Source organism: Mesorhizobium sp. M7A.F.Ca.US.002.01.1.1 (assembly GCF_004022955.1).
GTDB lineage: Bacteria > Pseudomonadota > Alphaproteobacteria > Rhizobiales > Rhizobiaceae > Mesorhizobium > Mesorhizobium ciceri.
In genome coordinates this window covers 1-20445 of the sequence record NZ_RZQE01000057.1, presented here as the reverse complement: position 1 = coordinate 20445, position 20445 = coordinate 1, and the positions used below count along the sequence as shown (strand labels likewise).

Genomic DNA, 20445 nt, shown 5'->3' with positions numbered 1-20445 from the left:
ACATACATTAGCGAATACGGGTCTCGGTCGCCGGATCGAAGAACACCGCCTTTGTCAGGTTGAAGGCGAGCGGCGTGTTGGTGCCCGGCTGAATGTTGGCGTCGGCGCGCAGCCGCGCCACCACGCCCTTGCCGCCGAGATTGGTGACGGCGAAGGTGTCCGAACCTGCCGGCTCGACGACCTCGATGTGACAGTCCGCGGTTGCGATGTGCGAGGCGTTGCGCTCGGCACCTTCCGGATCGGTCAGGGCTTCGGGACGGACACCGAAGATGATCGGCTTGCCCTGGAATGCCGACAGGCCCGCCGGCGCATTGGCCATCGGCAGGTTGATCGGCTCGCGCGCCTCGCGCTGCAGCACGACGGACAACGCATTGCCTGACGTACCGATCGTCGCCGGGATCAGGTTCATCGCCGGCGAGCCCATGAAGTCGGCGACGAAGAGATTGCTCGGGTTGTTGTAGATTTCGGCCGGCGTGCCGAACTGCTGCACCTCGCCGTCGCGCATCACGGCGATCTTGGTCGCCAGCGTCATCGCCTCGATCTGGTCGTGGGTGACGTAGACGATGGTGGTGCCGGTGGTGGCATGCAGGCGCTTGATCTCGATGCGCATGTCGACGCGCAGCTTGGCGTCGAGGTTGGACAAAGGCTCGTCGAAAAGGAACAGTTTGGGGTCGCGCACCAGCGCCCGGCCCATGGCGACGCGCTGGCGCTGGCCGCCCGAAAGCTGGCTCGGCTTGCGCTGCAAGAGGTGGCCGATCTGCAGCACCTTGGCCACCTTGTCGATCGCCTTCTGGCGCTCCGCCGCCGGCACGCCGCGCATCTCCATGCCGAAGGAGATGTTTCCGGCCACCGTCATGTTCGGGTAGAGCGCATAGCTCTGGAACACCATGGCGATGTCGCGCTTGGAGGGGTGCAGATCGTTGATGGCGCGGCTGTCGACCCGGATTTCGCCCGAGGTGATCGTCTCCAGGCCGGCGATGGTGTTGAGCAAAGTGGACTTGCCGCAGCCGGAAGGGCCGACCAGCACCAGGAAACCGCCTTTCTCGAGCTCGACATCGATCCCTTTCAGGATCTCGACCTGGCCGAAGCGCTTTCTCAGACCATCAATTTCCAGAAAAGCCATCAGATCATCCTTTGACGGCGCCAGCCATGAGACCGCGCACGAAGTAGCGGCCGGCGAGCACATAGACGAGAAGGGTGGGCAGTGCCGCGATCATCGCGGCGGCCATGTTGACGTTGTATTCGACGACGCCGGTCGAGGTGTTGACGACGTTGTTGAGCGCCACCGTCATCGGCATCGCGTCGCCGGTGCCGGCGTAAGCCGAGGCGAAGAGGAAGTCGTTCCAGATGTTGGTGAACTGGTAGATGACGGTGACGACGAAGATCGGCATTGAGTTCGGCAGCATGATGCGGCGGAAGATCTGGAAGAAGGATGCGCCGTCGACCTGTGCCGCCTTGACCAGTTCGGTCGGAAACGCCTCGTAGTAGTTGCGGAAGAACAGCGTGGTGAAGCCGATGCCGTAGACGACGTGGACGAAGACCAGGTTGACCGTCGGGTTGCCGAGACCGAAGCTCGTTCCGACCGAGTTCTGCAGTGTGACGCCGAAGCGGCCGAGGCTGCCGAGGATGGTCGCCATCGGCAACAGCACCGACTGGAACGGAATGAAGCAGGCGAACAGCATCAGCCCGAACACCAGCGTTGCGCCGCGGAAACGCCATTTCGTCAGCACGTAGCCGTTCAGCGCGCCCAGCATGGTCGAGATCAGAACGGCCGGAACCACCATCTTGATGGAGTTCCAGAAATAGCCCTTAATGCCGGCGCAGGTGAGGCCGACGCAGGTCTCGCCCCACGCCTTCAGCCACGGGTCGAAGGTCGGCGCCTTGGGCAGCGCCAGCATGTTGCCGTTCTGGATCTCGTCCATGGTCTTGAACGAGGTCACCAGCATGACGAACAGCGGCATCAGGTAAAACAGCGCAAACAGAGCCAGCAGCCCGTAGATGACGATGCGGTTGATGACCTTGACGTTGACGCCGCCGGAGGCCTGGCGGGCGGGAGTGGTGACGGCGCTCATCGCGGCTTCTCCCGCAGTTCCGAATAGAGATAGGGCACGATGATGGCGACGATGGTCATCAGCATGATCACCGCACTGGCCGAGCCGACGGCCATTTCGTTGCGCTTGAACGTGTACTCATACATGAAGTTGGACGGCAGCCACGCCGAGCCGCCGGGCCCGCCGCTGGTCAGTGCGACCACGAGATCGTAGGACTTGATGGCGAGGTGCGCGAGCACGATGAATGCCGACAGGAAGATCGGCCGCAGCAGCGGGATGACGATGCGGCGATAGAGCTGGAAGGTGGTGGCGCCGTCGATCTGCGCCGCCTTCATGATCTCGCCGTCGATGCCGCGCAGGCCGGCCAGGAACATCGCCATGATGAAGCCGGAGGCCTGCCAGACGCCGGCAATGACCACCGTGTAGATGACGAAATCCTTGTTCTTGATCCAGTCGAAATGGAAGCTCGTCCAACCCCATTGATGCAAGGTCTGCTCGAGACCGAGGCCGGGATCGAGGAACCATTTCCAGGCGACGCCGGTGACGATGAAGGACAGCGCCATCGGATAGAGATAGATCGGCCTCAACACGCCTTCGCCGCGGATCTTCTGGTCGAGCAGGATGGCCAGGAACAGGCCGAGCGCCAGGCAGATCGCGATGTAGAGGAAACCGAAAATACCCATATTGGTGATCGACGTGTACCAGCTCGACGGCGGGTCTGTGTCGAAGGTCCAGCCCCACAGCCGCTGATAGGCGCGCGAGCCGGTTAGGACATAGGACGGGAAGGTCTTGGAATTGGTGAAGGACAGATAGATCGTCCACAGGATGAAGCCGTAGACGAAGACGATGGTGATGGCGAAGCTCGGCGCCAGCACGATCTTCGGCAATGCGTCCTGCAGGCGCGAGCGCACCGAGGCGCGTGGCCGCGCATGCTCCGGCGTCAGCTTGATCTGGCTTGTCGCTACCGTGCTCATGGGGCTCCTCCCGTCGACTCGCGGCCAACCAGCTTCGCGGATCTATGTTCGCGGATCTGGGCCTTCCCCGCCGGAGCGGGGAAGGCGTTTTTGGTGCGTGGCGCTTACTTGGCGTCGTCGATCGCCTTGACCAGCTCGGTCACGGCTTCGTCCGAGGTCTTGATCTGACCATGGACGAATTTGGAGACGACATCCTTATAGGCATTGGCGACCGCCGGAGGCGCGCCATAGCCCTGGGCCAGCGAGCCGAACAGCGTGCCGCCTTCATTGGCTGCCTTCAGGTCGGCGATGCCCTTCTTGCCGCAAGCGTCGAAGTCGGTGTCCGGAACATCGGTACGGGCCGGGACCGAACCCTTGACGACGTTGAAGGCCGACTGGAAGCTCTTCGACAGGGTGGCGGTGGCCAGTGCGACCTGGGCGGCCTTGCGGTCGTCGGGAACATTGAACATGCCGAACATGTCGGAGTTGTAGATCACCGAGCCGTCGGTACCCGGGAAGCGATAGCACAGGAAGTCGGTGCCCGGGGTCTTGTTGGCGGCGTGGAACTCGCCCTTCGCCCAGTCGCCCATGACCTGCACCAGGGCATCGCCCTTGATGACCATGGCGGTGGCAAGGTTCCAGTCGCGGCCCGAGAAGTTGGGGTCGACATAGGTGACGAGCTTGGCCAGATTGTCGAACGACTTCTTCATCGTGTCGGACTTCAGGGACTCGTCATCGAGGTCGTTGAAGGCCTTCTTGTAGAACTCGGGTCCGCCGGTCGACAGCACGACGGAGTCGAACATGGTGGCTTCCTGCCAGTTCTGGCCGCCGAGAGCGAGCGGGATCACGCCTGCCGCCTTGGCCTTGTCGAGCAGGGCAACGAAGTCGTCGAAGGTCTTCGGCTCGGTGCCGCCGATCTTGTCCAGGACGGCCTTGTTGATCCACAGCCAGTTGACCGAGTGAACATTGACCGGCGCCGCGACCCACTTGCCGTCATAGACCGAAAACTTCTGCAGGGCTGCCGGAACGGACTTGTCCCAGCCTTCCTTCTTCGCCGTTTCGGTCAGGTCGCCCATGACGCCGGCGGCTGCATAGTCGAGCACGGTGTAGCCGAGCATCTGCGAGGCGGTCGGATAATTGCCGGCCGCGACCATCGCCTTCAGCGCGGTCATGGCGGCATCGCCGCCGCCGCCGGCCACCGGCACGTCCTTCCAGGCATAGCCTTCCTTGGCCAGATCACCCTTGAGGACGTTGAGAGCAGCCGCTTCGCCGCCCGAGGTCCACCAATGCAGCATCTGGACTTCCTTGACGTCCTCGGCGTGGGCCGCGAAAGCCAGGCCCGACGCGAGAGCCGTTCCGATAAGCAGTTTGCGCAACATGTACTTCCTCCCTTGTTGCATTACACGACCGGCGGATGCCGCCGGGTTCTTCTCAACTCAGCCGACCCACCACCCGGTGCGCTGGCCGCGATGAAACTGGATTGTCTTTTCCTCGGTATAATCCTCGACGGCGCGTTTGCCGAGTTCGCGTCCGAGACCGGACTGCTTATAGCCTCCGAAAGGCAGCTCGGGATAACCTTCCATGAATGTGTTCACCCAAACGGTTCCCGAACGCACGCCGCGCGCGACCGACATGCAAGTGTCGATGCTGGCGCTCCACACGCCCGCCGACAAACCATAGGGCGTGTTGTTGGCGATGTGCAACGCCTTTTCAATCGATTCAAAAGTCAGCACCGAGAGCACCGGGCCGAACACTTCCTCGCGCGCTATGGCCATGTCCTCGGTGACGCCGCGGATGATGGTGGGATCGAGGTATTGACCGATATTGGAGGCCAATTGCTTGCCTCCGCTGTAGATGCTGCTGCCCTCGGTCGCGGCTGCCGCAACGTAACCGGCAACCTTGGCCAAATGGTCGGACGAGATCATCGCGCCGACCTTGGTTTGGTCATCGAGCGGATCGCCGACCGTGACCCTGGCGGCAAGCGCCTTGACGGCGCTGAGAAAATCGTCGGCGATCGCCTCGTGCACGATCAGCCGGCTGCCGGCATTGCAGCACTCGCCGGCATTGAAGAAGCCGCCGAACACCGCCGCATCGGCGGCCGCTTCGAGGTCGGCGTCCTGGAAGACGATCTGGCCGTTCTTGCCGCCGAGCTCCATCGAGACTTTCTTCAGCGACTGCGCGGCGGATGCCATCGTCATCTTGCCGACGCGGGTGGAGCCGGTGAACGAGACCATTTCGACCAGCGGGTGGCTGACCATCGGCGCACCGACATCGGCGCCAAGTCCGGCCAGGATATTGACGACGCCGGCGGGCAGGCCGGCCTGCATCAGGATGTCGCCGAGCACGAAGGTCGAGGCCGAGGTCATTTCGCTCGGCTTGACCACCGCCGTGCAGCCGGCGGCGAGCGCGAAGGGCAGTTTCTGGCTGACGATCAGGAACGGGAAATTCCACGGGGTGATGATCGAGACGACGCCGATCGGTTCGCGCAGGACGACACCCAGCATGGCGTCGCCGAGATTGGCGTAGGTTTCACCATGCAGGGTGCGGGCAAGCGAGGCGGCATAGCGCCAGATGTCGACGGCGCCGCCGATCTCGCCGCGTGCCTGGGCGATCGGTTTGCCCGATTCCAGTGCGTCGAGCCGGGCGATGTCTTCCAGCCGGCCCTCGATCAGATCAGCTGCCTTGAGCAGGATCCCGGCACGTTCGGCCGCCTTCATGCGCGGCCATGGACCCGTTTCGAAAGCCCTGTGGGCGGCAAGCACAGCGGCTTCCACTTCGGCCTCACCGGCCTGCGCATAGTGCGAGACGGTGAAGCCGTGGCCGGGGCTGTTTCGAGCAATCGTGCGGCCGTCGCGGGCATCGACATGCTTGCCGTTGATCAGCAGCTTGTAGCCTTTCGGGGCTTCGGCCGCCTCGGCCGGCATGGCGATCTTCAGGGGTGCGTTCATATGTTTGCTCTAGGATCTCGAAAAGGCCGGCTTCTGCTTGGCCTTGAAGGCATCGACGCCGGCCTTCAGATCGCCGGTCAGGGCGATGAAGCCGCTGGCCAGCGCTTCGGTGGCGGCGGCACTTTCCTCGCCTTCGGCGACCGCGATCATCAGCTTGGCGGCTTCCGTCGCCAGCGGGCCGCGCTCGGCGATCTTTTCCGCCCACGCCTTTGCTTCTTCGTGTGCGTTGCCAGTTGCGACCACCCGGTCGACGATGCCCAGGGCGAGTGCCTCGGGGGCGAGAAGGATCTCGCCGCCCAGCGCCATGCGGCGCACCGTCTGCGCGCCGAAGCGGCGCACGGCGCGCTGCGTACCGGACCAGCCGGGCACGACGCCAATCGAGGTTTCCGGGAAGCCTAATTTCACTTGTGTTTCCGCCACGCGCAAGTCGCAAGCCGCAGCCAGTTCCAGGCCGCCGCCAAGCGCATGGCCGGACAGGACGGCGATTGTCGGCTGCCGCAGCCGCGCCAAGCGGTCGAAGACGCGGTGGCCGTAGCGCACCCACTGCACCTGGAAATCGGCGGCACTCATCTGCGCCCAGGCTTCGACATCGCCACCGGCGCAAAAGCCCTTGCCTTCGCCGCGCAGCAGCACGACGCGGACGCCCTCGGCCATCTCGGCCGCGTCGAGCGCCGTCTCTAGCGCCCGCAGCATCGGAATGTCCAGTGCGTTGAATTTCTCCGGCCGGCGCAGCGTGATGGTACCGATGGCGCCATCCTGCTCGAAGGTGACGAGAGGCTCAGCCACGCGCGCCTCCGACCGAGGCGCCGCCATTCAGCGACAGGCCTATCGGTTGCTCCTGATAGAGGGCTGCCGGTGTCGTCTTGAGGTCCCTGGCAACGGCCAACGGAATTTCCGACTGGGCCAGCACATCACGCTGCAGATCGATGCCGGGTGCGAGTTCTGTGACGACCAACCCCTCCGGCGTCAGCTTCATCACGCAGCGTTCGGTGACATAGGTGATGTCCTGTCCCTGCGCCACCGCGCGCTTGCCCGAAAACGAGATGTGCTCGACTTCGTTGACCACCTTCTTGACCTTGCCCTCGTGGTCGATGCGGATGCCGCCATCGGCCAGAGACAGCTTGGCGCCGGCATTGAAGAAGCCGGAGAAGACGATCTTCTTCGCCCGTGCGGTGATGTCGACAAAGCCGCCGGCGCCGGCGGTGACATGCGGCCGCGCCGAAAGCTTCGAAACATTCACAGAGCCGTGTCGATCGATCTGCAGGAAGGACAGCAGCGAGGCGTCGAAGCCGCCGGCCTGGAAATAGATGAACTGGTGCGGCGAGGGCATGAAGGCGTCGGCGTTCGATGAGCAGCCGAATTTGAAGTCGAGCAGCGGCACGCCGCCGACCGCGCCCTGTTCGATCACCCAGGTAATTTTGCCGTGCTGGCCTTCCTCGAGAAGGATGCGCGGCACATTGGCGGAAATGCCGAACCCGATATTGACGGCCATGCCGTCGCGCAACTCCATGGCGACGCGGCGCGCGATCACCTTCTGCACGTTCATCTCCGGCGTGCGGAAGCTCGACAGCGGCCGGAAGATTTCTCCCGAGATCGCCGGGTCATAGGGTGTCAGCGTCGTCTGCAACTGGTCGGGCGCAACGACGATATGGTCGACCAGGACGCCCGGCACGCGCACGTCATGCGGTTTCAGCGTGCCGTTCTCGACGACGCGCTTGACCTGCGCGATGACGATGCCGCCATTGTTGCGGGCGGCGAGCGCCTGTTCCAGTCCGCCGAGATAGGCGCCCTCATGCTCGTAGGTGAGGTTGCCGCGCTCGTCGGCCGACGTGGCGCGGATGATCGACACCTGCGGCACGATAGAGCGGAAATAGAGCCATTCCTCGCCGTCGAACTGCTGCACCGAAACGATCGGCTCGCTGGCGGCGTCGTTCATGGCGCAGCCCTGGTGGCGCGGGTCGGCGAAGGTGTCGAGACCGACTTTGGTCAGCACGCCCGGCCGCTTGGCCGCGGCTTCGCGGTGCATATCGAACAGGATGCCGGACGGCACGTTGTAGGCGGCGACCGAATTGTCGCCGATCATCTTCCAGATCTGCGGCGGTTCGGAAGAGGAGGGGCCGGACGGGTAGGAGCCGCACAAGGTACGCTTCAGCAGTCCCGGCTTGGCCAGATGGTCGATGCCTTTGATGCCATACATGTCGCCGGCTGCGATCGGGTGCAGCGTGGTGATGTTCTTCGGATGGCCTTCTGCGTCGAAGCGTTCGCCGATCGCGGCGAGCACCGCATCGGGGCAGCCGAGGCCGCTCGACGAGGACACCGACACGACCATGCCGTCCTTGACCAGGCCGGCTGCCTGCGCCGCGGAGACCACCTTGCTCAATTCATACTCCCGAATTCAGGGTCGATTGCGACCGCCTTGCCTGATTTCGCGGTTTGCAATGCTGCTTCGGTTGACGCCGATGACCAGATGCTGTCCTCGCCTTGCGCGCGGATGGCGTTGATCATGAACTGCCTGACGATCGTGCTGGCGCCGATCAAGCTCCATTTGACGCTCATGCAGCGCCTCCCGAACCGGCCGCCCTGTTTCGAATGCGGCGATCCGGGCCGCAGCTTTCCCTGACCACCAGATTGACCGCGCCGATATGGTCTTCGGCCCGTGTGGTGCGCGACTGGATCATTTTCAGCATGACATGGGCGGCACGTTCGCCAAGACCCGCCGAGTCCACCGCGACGCTGGTCAGAGCCGGCATGTAATGCTCGGCCTCGGCCACATCGTCGAAGCCGACGATGGCGAAATCAACTCCGGGCTCAAGCGCGCGCTTGCGCAGCGCCAGCATGGCGCCAAAGGCGACGGCGTCGTTGAAGCAGAGTGCCGCAGTCGGCGGTTCAGCCATTGCGAGAGCGGTTTCGAGGCATGCGATACCACCTCTGCGGCTGGTCTCTCCCTCGACGACCAGAGTGTCGCGGTCGGAGATGCCCTGCGTCTCGCAGGCTTCGCGAAATCCGCCAAGCCGCTCGTGATAGACGACGAGATCGGACGAGCCGCCGAAGAAGACCAGCCGGCGATGTCCCTTGCCGATCAGATGAGCGGTGGCGAGATAGGCGCCGCGATGATTGTCGGGCGCGATGACCGGAATGCGGCTCTCGGGAAGCCGGCGCATGGCGAAGACCACCGGCAGACCTGCCGTCTCGATCCGCCTGAAGGCGCCCGGCGTCGTGCCGCGAGCCGGCGACACGATGAGGCCGGCGACGCCTTGCTCCATCAGCGACTTCAGCACTTCTTCCTGGCGCACCGGATTTTCCGCCGTGTTGGCGATGAACGGCACGATGCCGGCCGACTGGAAGACCCGCTCCATGCCGACCGCCAGCTCCGCGAAGAAAGGATTGGTGAGATCGTTGATGACCATGCCGATGACGTTGGAGTGCGCCTTGCGCAGATTGGCGGCGCCGCGGTTGTAGACGTAACCGACATCCTCGATCGCCTTGCGCACCTTGCTCGCTGTTTCGGGCCGGATCAGTCCGCTGCCCTGGAGCACGAGCGATACCGTCGATTTGGACACGCCCGCTTCGCGGGCGATGTCGAATATCGTCGCCTTGGCCCGGTTGGCCATCCAGATGCATCCTCCCCACTGCAGGCCCAAAACTATTGGAACGTTCTAATCTCTGCTCCGCTCGTGAGTCAATCGGGATTTTTCCCGCGCCTCGAACATCGATTGTGCGTACTCAAATGGCATGCTTCATAAGGCTTTCCTGTTGCAATGCAGCATTTCATCCTGCAGGGAGTTCGAATCTTAAAGGTCCTTGATTTATTGGAACGTTCCATTTAGTAGCGTTGTGAAGGGAGCGATGGATGGACATTTCCTTGCCTGGTGAGGGTGGCGGCAGCACCCGGTACACGCTGGTCGGCGAGCCCGTGCAGCCTGACATCGGCGCGCGATTTTCGCGTATCGCCTATGCCGCCGCGCACGTCGTTGCCGATCCGCTCGCCATGACCGATCCGTGGTCCAGACCGGTGATCGACTGGGAGAGGACGATGGCGTTCCGTCACCATCTGTGGCGGCTGGGCTTCCGCATCGCCGAAGCGATGGACACGTCGCAGCGCGGCATGGGCTTCGACTGGGCAAACGCGCAGGAATTGATCCGCCGCTCGATCGCCGAGGCGCGCACGGTCGATGGCGCCGATCTCGCCTCGGGCGCCGGCACCGACCATCTGGCGCCCGCCGCCGCCAAAACAATCGATGACGTCATCAAGGCCTATGAAGAGCAGTTCGCTTTAATCGAAGGGCTCGGCGGCAAGGCGATCATGATGGCCAGCCGGGCGTTGGCGGCAGTTGCCAAAGGGCCGGACGACTATGTCAGGGTCTACGACCGCATCCTGTCACAGTCCTCCGGCAAGGTCATCCTGCACTGGCTGGGCGACATGTTCGATCCGGCGCTCAGGGGCTATTGGGGCAGCGAGAATTTCGAGGTCGCTCTCGATACAGTCGTTGCCATCATCGAATGCCACGTTGGCAACGTGGAGGGGATAAAAATCTCACTGCTCGATGCCGGCAAGGAGGTCGCGCTGAGGAACCGTCTGCCGGACGGCGTCGTCATGTTCACCGGCGACGATTTCAATTATCCCGAACTGATCGCCGGCGACGAGAAAAGGCACTCGCACGCATTGCTGGGTATTTTCGACGCGATTGCGCCGGTTGCCAACGCGGCGCTGGCGAAACTGGCGGAAGGCGACCGCGCCGGCTTTGACGCGTTGATGGCGCCGACCGTGCCGCTGTCGCGAAAGATCTTCGAGGCGCCGACCGAGTATTACAAAGCCGGCATCGTCCTCATGGCCTGGCTGAACGGCCATCAGGATCATTTTGCGATGGTCGGCGGTATGCAGTCGGCGCGCGGCATCCGTCACTATGCCGACGTGTTCCGCCTTGCCGACCAGGCCGGATTGCTGGCCGATCCGGAACTGGCGGTGACCAGGATGAAGAGCCTTTGCACCGTCGCGGGTGTTTGAAGCGCGGAAAGTGGTTCTCATCATCGACGTAACAGGCCAGGAATGCCGGGCGTCGCTAATGTCTCCGCCACAGCCAAAAAGGCGCGATTGCCTCGTCTGGATGAAAAATGGGCTTGGTCGCCCTTCCCAGATCGGCAGGTGGCATTCCTGCGGGATCATGGTGCGTCAGGTCGAGAAGCAGCGGCCCAAGCCGATCCGGATCGACAGTTTCGGCCGACATGGTGTGTGGCTTGTTCTCGTGCGCAACAAGCCAGTGCAGCGCCTGGACCAGTCCCAGTCCCTCGGCTGTCTTGTGTTGCCAGAGATTGTCACCGACCGAAGACAGGACACGGGCCAGCGACGTCCAGCCTTGCAAGGTAAACATGGCGTAGTGCCTGGGGCGCGTGCGGGACAGTTCCCTGGGCAAGGAGCCATCGGCTGCGATCTGGGTTGCTAGTCTCTCCCGAGCATAGAGGCTGATCTTGGCCAGGGTGGCGCTGTCGCCAAGAAACGTGGCGATCGATGCCCGCTGCAAATCGTAATATGTTCCTTGGTTGCTGCTGCTGCAGAAGGCCGTCGCGGCTGCCGGCGCGGTGTCCAGCCATTCGCAGTAGGAACCGAGCCAGGCTCTGAACGCCTCGCGATCCTCGTCGCCCAGTACTCCTGTTCGCTCGAGCAGGCGTACGGCATCCAGGAAGAAATAGAAATCCTTCAGCTCGATGATGCCGTGGCCGGACCCTTCATTGTTGTCGTGGCCCGACCGCACCTGCGCATAGCGCAAATGCGGGTTCATTCTTGTCCTGGGATCGATAAACCATGCGCGAATGAGCCTGGCGGCGTGGACGGCATAATGATGCCCATCAAGCACGGTTGCGGCGAGCGCAAGCACGGTTGTGTCGTCGAAGACGCGCTGCAAGCGTGTGCGATCGTAGGTTTCGCTTCCTGCTGCATACAATGCCGTGCCGGGCACGCGTTCGCCATCGCGCCGGATATAGGGCAGGCCGTCGGGTCTGTCGGGGTCGGGCCACCAGTAAGGCGCGGGGTGAAAATAGTCCTGGGGATCCCCGCTGGGGGCTAGGCCAGTCTTGTCGAGCACGCTGAACGGACCGCGGGCGAGTGCCTGTCCGGCCGCGGTTTCGAGATGGTGCAGGATGAGCCCGTCCTTCACCGCGTGGGCCAGGGCGTCTTCGTCATAAAAGGCCAGGCGGGAGGCATCGAGCCGAGCGGCGACTGCCTTGGCGTCACATTGATCGACCATATCGACGATCGCCTGATCGCGGCTGACCAGACGCGCGACGAAGCCGGCCTTGCCGATCTCCAGATGCGAACGCCCTGAATCCAGGCGCGCCACCCAGCCCGCTTTCTGGAGCAGCCCGGCATCCGCTGCCCGGACCGGGCGTGGAAAATCCCAGGCGTCGTCGCGGTAGCGGTCCCAGGGGCCGGGAACTGCCAACCGCCACAGCATCTCGATTTTTGGCCGCCTTCCGTAACCATAGTTTTCGTCGAACAGTTGCGTGGTATCGGCTCGAAACATGATCTGCGGCTCTTCCTCGGCCGGCGGCTGGAAGCTCTGGTCCAGCAGAAGCGCATTGTCGACAATGCGCGCCATGGGCACCACAGCGTAGGGAAGGTGCGGGTTTTTCTCGATCGCGGACCGTATCCGCTGGAACGCAGAGTCTGTCAGGTAGCAGTTCCCGTCCCAGGGCATCAGCCATTTTGCCCTGTCGCGGGCAATCGCGAGCGCGGCGTTGCGAGCCCCATTGTTGTTCATCACATAGAGGTTCTTGCTGCGGCGGATGTGCGTTTCGTAACGCGCGGACTGTCCGCTCGCCCGGCCCTTCTCTGAGAATCGGAGGTCGCTGGCAACAAGCTGGTCGACGTCCCAGGATATCTTCCGGTACTGATCGAGTTCGAAGGGGATTGTATGAAAATTCTGGCGGCGGCTTTCGAGCAGGCCGATGATCCGGGCTTCCTCGTCGGTGTCGACTATTCGATTGACGATCCAGAATTTTTCGCAGGCGTCGAAGACCGGTTCGTTGTCCAGAATGAACAGCACGTTGTCGAATGACTGGCCCTTGCGGTGTCGCGGTTCCAGATCATTGCCGATGATCCGGACAAGCATGAAGCTGTCGGCAATCTGCGAGATCGGCGACGCCGTGTAAGTCTCGCGGGCGGCCTCGATCCGCTTGCCGAGTCCGCGCCGGTATTCAGCATTCTGCTTTGCGGAAATGAGCGCGTTGCCCAATGTCGACCACGGCGACCGCAATTGCGTGCGCACACGGTTCAGTTCGCGATATATCTTCGGCCAGGACGATAGTTTTGTCCTACCGGGCTGTGAGCTCATGACGGCACGCAGGGAGACCGGATCCCGATCACCGCCTCGGGGATGCGCGCGGTTTCGCCAATCATTCCGACTTCGACTCTGGACCATTTCTGAGCGTGAGGCGACCAAGCCCTGAATTGTGCGACACGATCAATCATGGAAAACGTCTCTCGCATGTAGCGTTGCGAATGTCCTGTTATGTTCTGCTGAATAAGTGACGGCAGGTTGCCAGGCAACGCCGACAGGACAATGCGATAAATCAAATCCGAAAACCACATAGCATGGCAAATGCCCCGGCATCGGCGATTCGCCTTCACGCAAAGGCAAGCTCGCGAAAGATGCGCCGGTGATCGCAATTTTCTTGGAACCAATCCTCCCGGCGCGCGACCAAGCGATGTGTCCAAACATGGTCAGCTTGTGGCGGCCGCATTCGACCGCCATTGCATCGAATGCATGAGTTATCTGCCACTCCCCGCATATCACCTCACGGCCCTAGCCTCGTCCGTCCTGCATTGTTGAACCCGACAACCCTTTGCTTACTATATGGTTTTCCAGGCCTTGCCGGCTGCTCCTATGCGTGCTTACTTGTGGTTGTTTTCATGAGGGGGATACAATCATGCGTTTTCTACTTGCTGCGGTCGCCATGCTGTCGTTCGCCGCCACCGCGGCTCTGGCCGATCCAGCTTCGGATTTCAAAAGAGCCGATCAGGCATTGAACCAGACCTTCAAGCAAATCCAGAAGCGGCTTACGGATGATTCCGACGGCAAGGCACGGTTCGTGAAAGCGCAGAGAGCGTGGATTGCGTTCCGCAACGCCGAATGCACGTTTCAATCCAGCGGTGACGATGGTGGCTCCGCGGCGCCGATGGTTGCCGCTGCTTGTCAGGCTGACCTGACCAAGGCCCGCACCAGGCAGTTGAAGGCCTACCTGAACTGCCAGGAGGGTGACCTCTCTTGCCCGGTGCCATCAGAATAATCTGGAGTGACAAAATGCCGAATTTCAAGATGAGATATGTGCTGATCGCGCTTGTGCCGTTGGCGGTTGCCGGTTGCGTCAGCGCTGAGGATCAGCGCGCAATGGATCAGCAACAGTGCGCGTCTTACGGCTACAGGCCAGGAACCAACAGGTTTGCCGACTGCATGATGCAACAGACCTCACAACGTTCAGAAGATGAGCAGCGCTCATTGGATCGCATGGCCGCGCAAGAACAGAGAGACAAGGATCGCAAGGAAGCGCGTCGAAAGGACGACAGCTACATCGATCCAAGGCCGAGTTACGACAAGGACGGCAATCCGAATTTCGACACTCAAGGCAATTACCAAGGGTGTCACGGCGCGGGATGTTTGGTCGACAATCCAGACAATAACGATGACGATGACCAGTAGGCTGGCTCCGCGAGGCTCTCCTTCCTGCCCCCTATAGTCCGGACCTCAACCCAATCGAGAAACCCTTCGCCAACTTCAAGCACTACATGCGGCGTTGCGCCAGGTGCAGGCTAGAAGTCAACCCAAATGCGAACCGCTCTACCTCTGGCGAACAGCCGGGAAATGCCGATCCTGCACACGCGATCCGCGATTCCATCAGCTTGAAGGATGGTTCCGGAACTTTTTGCCGCAATGGCAGGTTCGAGCGACATGACGAAACTATCTGACCCCTGGCCCGCCGTTCCCAGCAAGCTGCACGGCGGCCAGGATATCCCGGAAGAGAGCATTTCTATCCATGCTCATACCGCAGGCAGACGGTTGACCGGCGCGATTTACTCCAGGTGTTCTGGAGGAAGAGCCGGGGCATTGAGCGCTGGAACCGAGCCAGCTGCAACGATCATCGAATTTCCCCGAAGAAAGTACCTGCCTCTAGAAGCGCTTTCGGATCAGGGGCCGTTTCAGGGCAAAGCGGGCGATATTGTCGAGCGTTCTTGGCACCGCCATCTCCCCGATGCCCTCAATGGCGCCCTTGGCCGCTGCGTCCTCACGAAAGCGCACTATCCATTCTTCCGTGAGGCTGTCCCGTTGAACAGTGAATCTCGAATTGGCGGTGTCTTCCGGGACCTGGACGCCCATATAATCCGCCACAGCTTCCAGATAGGGCCGTGGGTCTTGCTGCAAATCTTCGTAGACGAATTGACGACAATCCAGCCCCGCAAGTTGTAGGTAGGACCTCCAGAACGCATAGCTTCGATCAATCTGGAAATACGCTTGGCTGATGTCGGCGAAGCTATAAGGAACAGAGCGCGGATTGACTTTCCCTTCGTGCCGGCTCGTCCACACTCCAGACATCCTAGCTCGGTAGAACGAAATAGCTTGCTGAATTCGGTCGCGACGTTCCAACAAAATGAATTCCAAGCCGTGTTTTCTTCGAATCTCGAATAGAAAATCCTTTCCGAATTTCTCCTTACACCAGGCCAGATGGCGCGGAAACAACTTGATCGCAAACCGCCCGTTGTCGGTCGACGCTTTCTCGATGACCGCTTTTTCAAGATCATCATAGGTGCGGGGATCGAAACGTAGATAGGCCGGATCAAGCCATTCCTCCGACCGTCCCATCAGGCCAGTTGCGTTCGTCAGGCTTCCCAGCCAGTTCGAACCGCTTCTTCCCTCTGTAAGAATCGCAACGCCCCGCATAAACTCCTCACTTCACCTTGTCCCGGAACGCATGCCGCAAGGCCCGCTTATCTTCAACCCAAATCAGTGCTGCGTTCCCGCCCCAGGTCCAGGAACACCGTGCTCAGCTTATTGCCGCCGTGATCTTCGTTGCCATCTTGTCGGCATCACCAGGGCTTTGGCTGGATTCTAGACCAGATGACCACGCAATTCATCTAGGACGCCGCATCGGCCGCCATCGTCATCGTGGGCGTGTTCGCCGTCGCCGACACGTCGCCACGCGATTGCTGCGCCTGCCCAGGAGTGTCCTCTGTCGAATAACCGTGAGGGTTGTTTTCGCCGCCATCACTATTTTTGTGAACCAATTCACCCGAGGCGCGACCAAGTGATGTGTCCAAACATGGTTCATCAAGGAGAACGTCTTATGTTTACTGTCTCGAGAAACGTCTTTTTGGCCGCCATCGCCGTTTCGGTGCTGGCCGGCTGCAAGACAACCGCTCCCAGGGAATGCGACAAGCTGAAGCCTGGCGTCACCTATAACGGCAAATGCTGCGGCATCGGCGAGCCTTGCCGCGAAGGCAAGGGCGGCGGCGACAGGCCGGGAAATACGCCTGATCCAGCGCCGCAATGATCTGATTGCGTGTCGCCCGTTCCGGTCAGCGCTGGGACGGGCGGGTTGCGCTCGAAAGCTCGCCAACGTCCAGCCTCCCCTTGAGGCACCGAAATCGTCCACCTCTGTGTAACGCGCGCCCTGGACGGCCCTGTGCCACGCTGTGCCCTGCTTATCCCAAGTGAGGCGTTCTTCCGCCAGCACCTCGACGCTGCTCATCCCGCGCGTCATGCCCACGCGCTTTGTCTGGCGAGCCGGCCAGCATGTCGATCCAAGTCTGATTTGTCTGGTTGGATGGTGGGCGTGACAGGGATTGAACCTGTGACCCCTGCAATGTCAATGCAGTGCTCTCCCGCTGAGCTACACGCCCATCCGAAGCCGCGCATACACCATTTTTGATCCAGCGCGTCAATAGCAGGAAAAAGGAAAGAAGGCGTCGTCTCGCCGCAGTGGCGAAGAGGTGCGGCGCCTCGCCTAGAAAACGGCTCAGGCCGCCTGCAGCATCTTCTCCACCTCGTTGACGAGGTCGCGCAGATGGAATGGCTTCGACAGCACCTTGGCGTCTTTCGGCGCCTTGGAATCCGGGTTCAACGCAACGGCGGCGAAACCGGTGATGAACATGACTTTCAGATCGGGATCGATCTCGGTGGCGCGGCGCGCCAGCTCGATGCCGTCCATCTCCGGCATGACGATGTCGGTCAGCAGCAGCGAGAACGGCTCTTCGCGCAGCCGCTCATAGGCGCTGGCGCCATTGTCGAAATCGCTGACCTGGTAACCGGCGCGCTCCAGCGCCTTGACGAGGAACCGACGCATATCGTCGTCGTCTTCCGCCAGAAGAATGCGTGCCATGATATCCTGTCCGAATCACCCGCCCGAGATTGCCGTTGGGCAAGCCCGTTAACCATCCTGTATATGAGGAGGTGAGGGTAAACATCAAGTGAACGCGGACGGCGATGATCCATATTTGCCGGGGGTGTGCCGCCGCTGAAATGCTGGACACGCGGCCTGCAAGGTGGCACTTTCACATCATGATGCACTGGTGTTTTCGGGTTCGTTCAAATTGAAGACGGCAGCCGAGGATTTTTCGGTCTTTCCACCCTTCGAAATCCGGTCGGGCGCCGAGCAGCGCGTCCCCTTCCTCTTCAATTCGCCGCATAGCGGCCGCTACTATCCCGAACGGTTCCTGGCCATGGCAAGGCTGGACCGCAACGCCATCCGCCGGTCGGAAGACTGTTACGTCGATGAGCTGTTCGGCGGTGCCGTGGCGCTCGGCGCGCCGCTGCTGGCGGCGAATTTTCCGAGGGCCTATCTCGACGTCAATCGCGAGCCGTGGGAGCTCGATCCTCGCATGTTCGCCGAGCCAGTGCCGTCCTTCTGCAACATCCGCTCGGCGCGGGTGGCGGGTGGGCTTGGCACGGTGCCGAAGCTGGTCGGCGAGGGGCTCGACATCTATTCCGGCCGCCTGCCGCTGTCGGAAGCCGTTGCCCGGATCGAAACCGTCTACAAGCCCTATCACGAGACGCTGAAGCGGCTTTTGACCCGGACCCATGCGCGGTTCGGTTTTGCCGTGCTGATCGACTGTCATTCGATGCCGGCGAGCATCCGTGTCGGCGACAGCGGGCTGCGGCCCGACTTCATCATCGGCGACCGTTTCGGCATCTCGGCAACCGCCGCCCTGACCGAGACCGCGATCGGCCTGCTCAGCGCCATGGGCTATTCGGTTGCCCACAACAAACCCTATGCCGGCGGCTTCATCACCGAGCATTACGGCCGCCCGGCGCGCCATCTGCATGCGCTGCAGATCGAGGTCAATCGCGGGCTCTACATGAACGAACGGACATTCGAGAAGGCCGCCGGCTTCGATGCGCTGGCCGACGATCTGACGCGGTTCTCAGCCGACCTGATGTCGATGCCCGACCATCATTTCATCGACCTGCCGCTGGCCGCGGAGTGAAATCGCGGCGTAAAAAAAGACCGCATCGTTTGCACGATACGGTCGAAGTCTAGGGAGGAAACGCCCAAGGAGGGCATGGACAGGAAACCCTGTCCGAGGTCAAGGGTATTGTGCGTTGCACAAATGTCAAGCGACCTTCAGGCTTTTTTAATTCACTCTGATGTGGAAATTGCGTTTCGACGACGCTTATGTGACATCCGGGCAACAGATGCCGTCGCGGAGAAGTCGTCGAACACACTTGTTTTGGTACGAAATTGGCGGCAGAGCACGGCTCGGACATGCTGCAGTGCGGGAGAATCAGTTGGACATCAGTGTCGATTTCATGCGCCGCATCGCGCAGGTGGCGGCGGCGGAGACCTTGCCGCGCTTTCGTGCCCAAGGCGCGGTCGCCAACAAGGAACAGGGCAGTTTCGATCCGGTCACCGAGGCCGATCGCGAGGCCGAGCGCGCTATCCGGGCGTTGATCTCTGCCGAGTATCCCGACCATGGCATTCTTGGCGAGGAGCATGGCAGCGAGAACATTTCGAGCCGGCATGTCTGGGTGATCGACCCGATCGACGGCACGCGCGCCTTTATTTCCGGCCTGCCGGTGTGGGGCACGCTGGTCGGGCTGACGGTCGACGGTGACGCCGTTGCCGGCATGATGGCGCAACCCTTCACCGGCGAGCTGTTCTACGCCAACGCCTCAGGTTCGCACTATGAGGGGCCGGGCGGGCCGCGAAAACTGACGACCCGCAAGACGACGAAGTTGGACCAGGCGACGCTGTTCACCACCACGCCGGCGCTATTCAAAGGCGAAGCGCGCAACCGTTACGATGCATTCGAAAGACAGATCCAACTCGCCCGCTATGGCGCCGATTGCTATGCCTTCGCCATGATCGCTTCGGGAAGCGTCGATATCGTCGCCGATCCCGGTTTGAAGCCATACGACATCGTGGCGCTGATCCCGATCATCGAGAAGGCAGGCGGTGTGGTCACCACATTCGATGGCGGGCCTGCGGAAAAGGGCGGCGATGTCCTGGCGGCTGCAACGCCGGAACTCCACGCAGCTGCCATGGCTGCCTTGCGCGGCTGACCAGCGACCGGCGGCCGTCAGGCCGTGGGGTCGTCGCTGCCGGGAATGAAGGCGTCGAAGGCGGCGAGCAATTGCTCGCGGTAGATGTCGGCTTCCTGCAGGATTTCGTGGCGGGAGCCGTCGATCATCAGCAATGAACCGAGCCGCAGACGCCTGGCGTAGGCTTCGACAGCCCTGGTCGAGACGACCTGGTCGGCGCCGGCGGCGATGATCAGCAGCGGGACCTGGATCCGGGCCATGAAGTCGGGGTCGTTGACGGCTTCCGAAGCTTTCGCGGCTGCCCGCAGCCAACGGATCGTCGGCCCGCCAAGCGCCAGTTGCGGGTATTCTTCATAGATCCGTGTGTTGCGCCGATAGCGTTCCGGGTCCGATGTCAGCTTGTTGGTCTCGAAAGGGGCCGTTACCCTCGGCCGCGGACCCCAGGCGGCATAGAGCCGGCCGAGGCCGAGAGCGCAGAACAGGGAACAGACGCGGCGAACCGTCGAGATCGAGACCGGCAGGTCGGGCAGCGTCAGGAAGGGCGCGATCAGCACCATGCGCCGGACGCGGTTCACCATCGACGGCGCGGCCAGCAGGGTGATCAATGCGCCTGCCGAATGGGCCAGGATGTAGTAGGGTCCGCGGCAATCGGGCAGCACGATCTCCTCGAAGAACTGTTCGAGGTCGGCGGTGTAGTCGCGGAAGCTGCTGACGTAGCCGCGCTGGCGATCGCGGATCAGCCGGTCTGAATCGCCCTGGCCTCGCCAGTCGAGCGTGGCGACGCCAAAGCCACGATCGGCAAGGTTGCGGATGGTTTCGAAATATTTCTCGATGCACTCGTTGCGGCCGGTGAGCAGGACCACGGTGCCCTTCATCGGGCGAGCGACCGCGCCGAACAGGCCGTAGCGGATATTCTTGCGGTCACGCGTGGTGAAGAAGCCGCCGGCGGCGTTTTCCGGCCGCGGAT

20 protein-coding genes and 1 tRNA gene are annotated in these 20445 nt (G+C 62.0%); 6 read left to right on the top strand and 15 right to left on the bottom strand.

The genetic code is table 11. The annotated features are described in order from the left end of the window. Window positions 1–7: 7 nt before the first annotated feature. From EN932_RS09085 to EN932_RS09045, 9 genes are all read right to left on the bottom strand, one after another. Entirely contained in the window at window positions 8–1123 is a 1116-nt protein-coding gene (locus tag EN932_RS09085; protein ID WP_127368974.1) for an ABC transporter ATP-binding protein, read from the bottom strand. A 4-nt stretch (window positions 1124–1127) separates the two neighbouring features. Further along, complete coding sequence (locus EN932_RS09080; RefSeq protein ID WP_024502751.1) at window positions 1128–2072, bottom strand: carbohydrate ABC transporter permease; 945 nt, start codon at window positions 2070–2072, stop codon at window positions 1128–1130. Next, on the bottom strand, window positions 2069–3025 hold the full coding sequence (locus tag EN932_RS09075; RefSeq protein WP_024502750.1) for a sugar ABC transporter permease: 957 nt from the start codon (window positions 3023–3025) through the stop codon (window positions 2069–2071). The genes EN932_RS09080 and EN932_RS09075 overlap by 4 nt, the downstream gene beginning before the upstream one ends. 104 nt (window positions 3026–3129) lie before the next feature. Next, the gene (locus EN932_RS09070; protein ID WP_013529701.1) at window positions 3130–4383 is read right to left on the bottom strand and encodes an ABC transporter substrate-binding protein; all 1254 of its coding nucleotides are present in this window, start codon (window positions 4381–4383) and stop codon (window positions 3130–3132) included. A gap of 57 nt (window positions 4384–4440) precedes the next feature. Further along, window positions 4441–5952, bottom strand: coding sequence for an aldehyde dehydrogenase family protein (locus EN932_RS09065; protein WP_063168955.1), 1512 nt, complete (start codon window positions 5950–5952; stop codon window positions 4441–4443). 9 nt (window positions 5953–5961) lie between these two features. After that, complete coding sequence (locus tag EN932_RS09060) at window positions 5962–6738, bottom strand: enoyl-CoA hydratase/isomerase family protein (RefSeq protein ID WP_013529703.1); 777 nt, start codon at window positions 6736–6738, stop codon at window positions 5962–5964. After that, on the bottom strand, window positions 6731–8332 hold the full coding sequence (locus EN932_RS09055) for an acyl CoA:acetate/3-ketoacid CoA transferase (protein ID WP_127369151.1): 1602 nt from the start codon (window positions 8330–8332) through the stop codon (window positions 6731–6733). Before EN932_RS09055 ends, EN932_RS09060 begins: the two co-directional genes overlap by 8 nt. Then, window positions 8329–8508 carry a hypothetical protein gene (locus tag EN932_RS09050; RefSeq protein ID WP_063173051.1) on the bottom strand — a complete coding sequence of 60 codons (180 nt, stop codon included), beginning with the start codon at window positions 8506–8508 and terminating at the stop codon, window positions 8329–8331. The genes EN932_RS09055 and EN932_RS09050 overlap by 4 nt, the downstream gene beginning before the upstream one ends. Beyond that, a complete protein-coding gene (locus EN932_RS09045; protein WP_127365982.1) occupies window positions 8505–9563 on the bottom strand; it encodes a LacI family DNA-binding transcriptional regulator in 1059 nt (352 codons plus the stop codon). Before EN932_RS09045 ends, EN932_RS09050 begins: the two co-directional genes overlap by 4 nt. Window positions 9564–9802: 239 nt before the next feature. Between EN932_RS09045 and EN932_RS09040 the strand changes: the two genes are divergently transcribed. After that, entirely contained in the window at window positions 9803–10957 is a 1155-nt protein-coding gene (locus tag EN932_RS09040; protein ID WP_127369152.1) for a dihydrodipicolinate synthase family protein, read from the top strand. 55 nt (window positions 10958–11012) lie between these two features. On the opposite strand, the gene EN932_RS09035 is transcribed toward EN932_RS09040, so the two are convergent. Together EN932_RS09035 and EN932_RS09030 are read right to left on the bottom strand one after the other, a co-directional pair. Next, a complete protein-coding gene (locus EN932_RS09035; protein ID WP_127388394.1) occupies window positions 11013–13280 on the bottom strand; it encodes an alginate lyase family protein in 2268 nt (755 codons plus the stop codon). Window positions 13281–13409: 129 nt separating this feature from the next. Next, a complete protein-coding gene (locus EN932_RS09030) occupies window positions 13410–13700 on the bottom strand; it encodes a hypothetical protein (protein WP_127368816.1) in 291 nt (96 codons plus the stop codon). Window positions 13701–13902: 202 nt separating this feature from the next. On the opposite strand from EN932_RS09030, the gene EN932_RS09025 reads away from it, so the two are divergent. Together EN932_RS09025 and EN932_RS09020 are read left to right on the top strand one after the other, a co-directional pair. Then, window positions 13903–14235 (top strand): lysozyme inhibitor LprI family protein, encoded by a 333-nt coding sequence (locus EN932_RS09025; RefSeq protein ID WP_224621359.1) that lies wholly within the window; start codon window positions 13903–13905, stop codon window positions 14233–14235. Between the two features lie 14 nt (window positions 14236–14249). Beyond that, window positions 14250–14645, top strand: a complete 396-nt coding sequence (locus EN932_RS09020; RefSeq protein ID WP_013529710.1) for a hypothetical protein — start codon at window positions 14250–14252, stop codon at window positions 14643–14645. A gap of 468 nt (window positions 14646–15113) precedes the next feature. On the opposite strand, the gene EN932_RS09015 is transcribed toward EN932_RS09020, so the two are convergent. Next, window positions 15114–15881, bottom strand: a complete 768-nt coding sequence (locus tag EN932_RS09015) for a Stf0 family sulfotransferase (protein ID WP_027161395.1) — start codon at window positions 15879–15881, stop codon at window positions 15114–15116. A 403-nt stretch (window positions 15882–16284) separates the two neighbouring features. On the opposite strand from EN932_RS09015, the gene EN932_RS09010 reads away from it, so the two are divergent. Next, entirely contained in the window at window positions 16285–16491 is a 207-nt protein-coding gene (locus EN932_RS09010) for a hypothetical protein (protein WP_013529712.1), read from the top strand. A 274-nt stretch (window positions 16492–16765) separates the two neighbouring features. On the opposite strand, the gene EN932_RS09005 is transcribed toward EN932_RS09010, so the two are convergent. Further along, window positions 16766–16840: transfer RNA gene (locus EN932_RS09005), tRNA-Val, on the bottom strand. Between the two features lie 116 nt (window positions 16841–16956). Further along, window positions 16957–17319 carry a response regulator gene (locus EN932_RS09000; protein ID WP_006199474.1) on the bottom strand — a complete coding sequence of 121 codons (363 nt, stop codon included), beginning with the start codon at window positions 17317–17319 and terminating at the stop codon, window positions 16957–16959. Between the two features lie 163 nt (window positions 17320–17482). On the opposite strand from EN932_RS09000, the gene EN932_RS08995 reads away from it, so the two are divergent. Together EN932_RS08995 and hisN are read left to right on the top strand one after the other, a co-directional pair. Continuing rightward, a complete protein-coding gene (locus EN932_RS08995) occupies window positions 17483–18424 on the top strand; it encodes an N-formylglutamate amidohydrolase (protein ID WP_013529713.1) in 942 nt (313 codons plus the stop codon). A gap of 301 nt (window positions 18425–18725) precedes the next feature. Beyond that, window positions 18726–19499: a histidinol-phosphatase gene (hisN, locus tag EN932_RS08990; protein WP_024502739.1), complete on the top strand. Its 774-nt coding sequence runs from the start codon at window positions 18726–18728 to the stop codon at window positions 19497–19499. 17 nt (window positions 19500–19516) lie between these two features. Here hisN and EN932_RS08985 read toward each other — a convergent pair. Continuing rightward, window positions 19517–20445, bottom strand: a 929-nt coding sequence (locus EN932_RS08985) for an alpha/beta hydrolase (RefSeq protein ID WP_164890450.1), incomplete at its 5' end; no start/stop codon positions are given.

Bases quoted from the DNA above. Each gene is read 5' to 3' on its own strand.
- EN932_RS09045 (WP_127365982.1), bottom strand. From the start codon at position 9,563: ATGGCCAACCGGGCCAAGGCGACGATATTCGACATCGCCCGCGAAGCG.
- EN932_RS09065 (WP_063168955.1), bottom strand. From the start codon at position 5,952: ATGAACGCACCCCTGAAGATCGCCATGCCGGCCGAGGCGGCCGAAGCC.
- EN932_RS09025 (WP_224621359.1), top strand. From the start codon at position 13,903: ATGCTGTCGTTCGCCGCCACCGCGGCTCTGGCCGATCCAGCTTCGGAT.
- EN932_RS09015 (WP_027161395.1), bottom strand. From the start codon at position 15,881: ATGCGGGGCGTTGCGATTCTTACAGAGGGAAGAAGCGGTTCGAACTGG.
- EN932_RS09000 (WP_006199474.1), bottom strand. From the start codon at position 17,319: ATGGCACGCATTCTTCTGGCGGAAGACGACGACGATATGCGTCGGTTC.
- EN932_RS09085 (WP_127368974.1), bottom strand. From the start codon at position 1,123: ATGGCTTTTCTGGAAATTGATGGTCTGAGAAAGCGCTTCGGCCAGGTC.
- EN932_RS09010 (WP_013529712.1), top strand. From the start codon at position 16,285: ATGTTTACTGTCTCGAGAAACGTCTTTTTGGCCGCCATCGCCGTTTCG.
- EN932_RS09050 (WP_063173051.1), bottom strand. From the start codon at position 8,508: ATGAGCGTCAAATGGAGCTTGATCGGCGCCAGCACGATCGTCAGGCAG.
- EN932_RS09030 (WP_127368816.1), bottom strand. From the start codon at position 13,700: ATGGCGGTCGAATGCGGCCGCCACAAGCTGACCATGTTTGGACACATC.
- EN932_RS09020 (WP_013529710.1), top strand. From the start codon at position 14,250: ATGCCGAATTTCAAGATGAGATATGTGCTGATCGCGCTTGTGCCGTTG.
- EN932_RS09035 (WP_127388394.1), bottom strand. From the start codon at position 13,280: ATGAGCTCACAGCCCGGTAGGACAAAACTATCGTCCTGGCCGAAGATA.
- EN932_RS09070 (WP_013529701.1), bottom strand. From the start codon at position 4,383: ATGTTGCGCAAACTGCTTATCGGAACGGCTCTCGCGTCGGGCCTGGCT.
- EN932_RS09075 (WP_024502750.1), bottom strand. From the start codon at position 3,025: ATGAGCACGGTAGCGACAAGCCAGATCAAGCTGACGCCGGAGCATGCG.
- EN932_RS09040 (WP_127369152.1), top strand. From the start codon at position 9,803: ATGGACATTTCCTTGCCTGGTGAGGGTGGCGGCAGCACCCGGTACACG.
- EN932_RS09080 (WP_024502751.1), bottom strand. From the start codon at position 2,072: ATGAGCGCCGTCACCACTCCCGCCCGCCAGGCCTCCGGCGGCGTCAAC.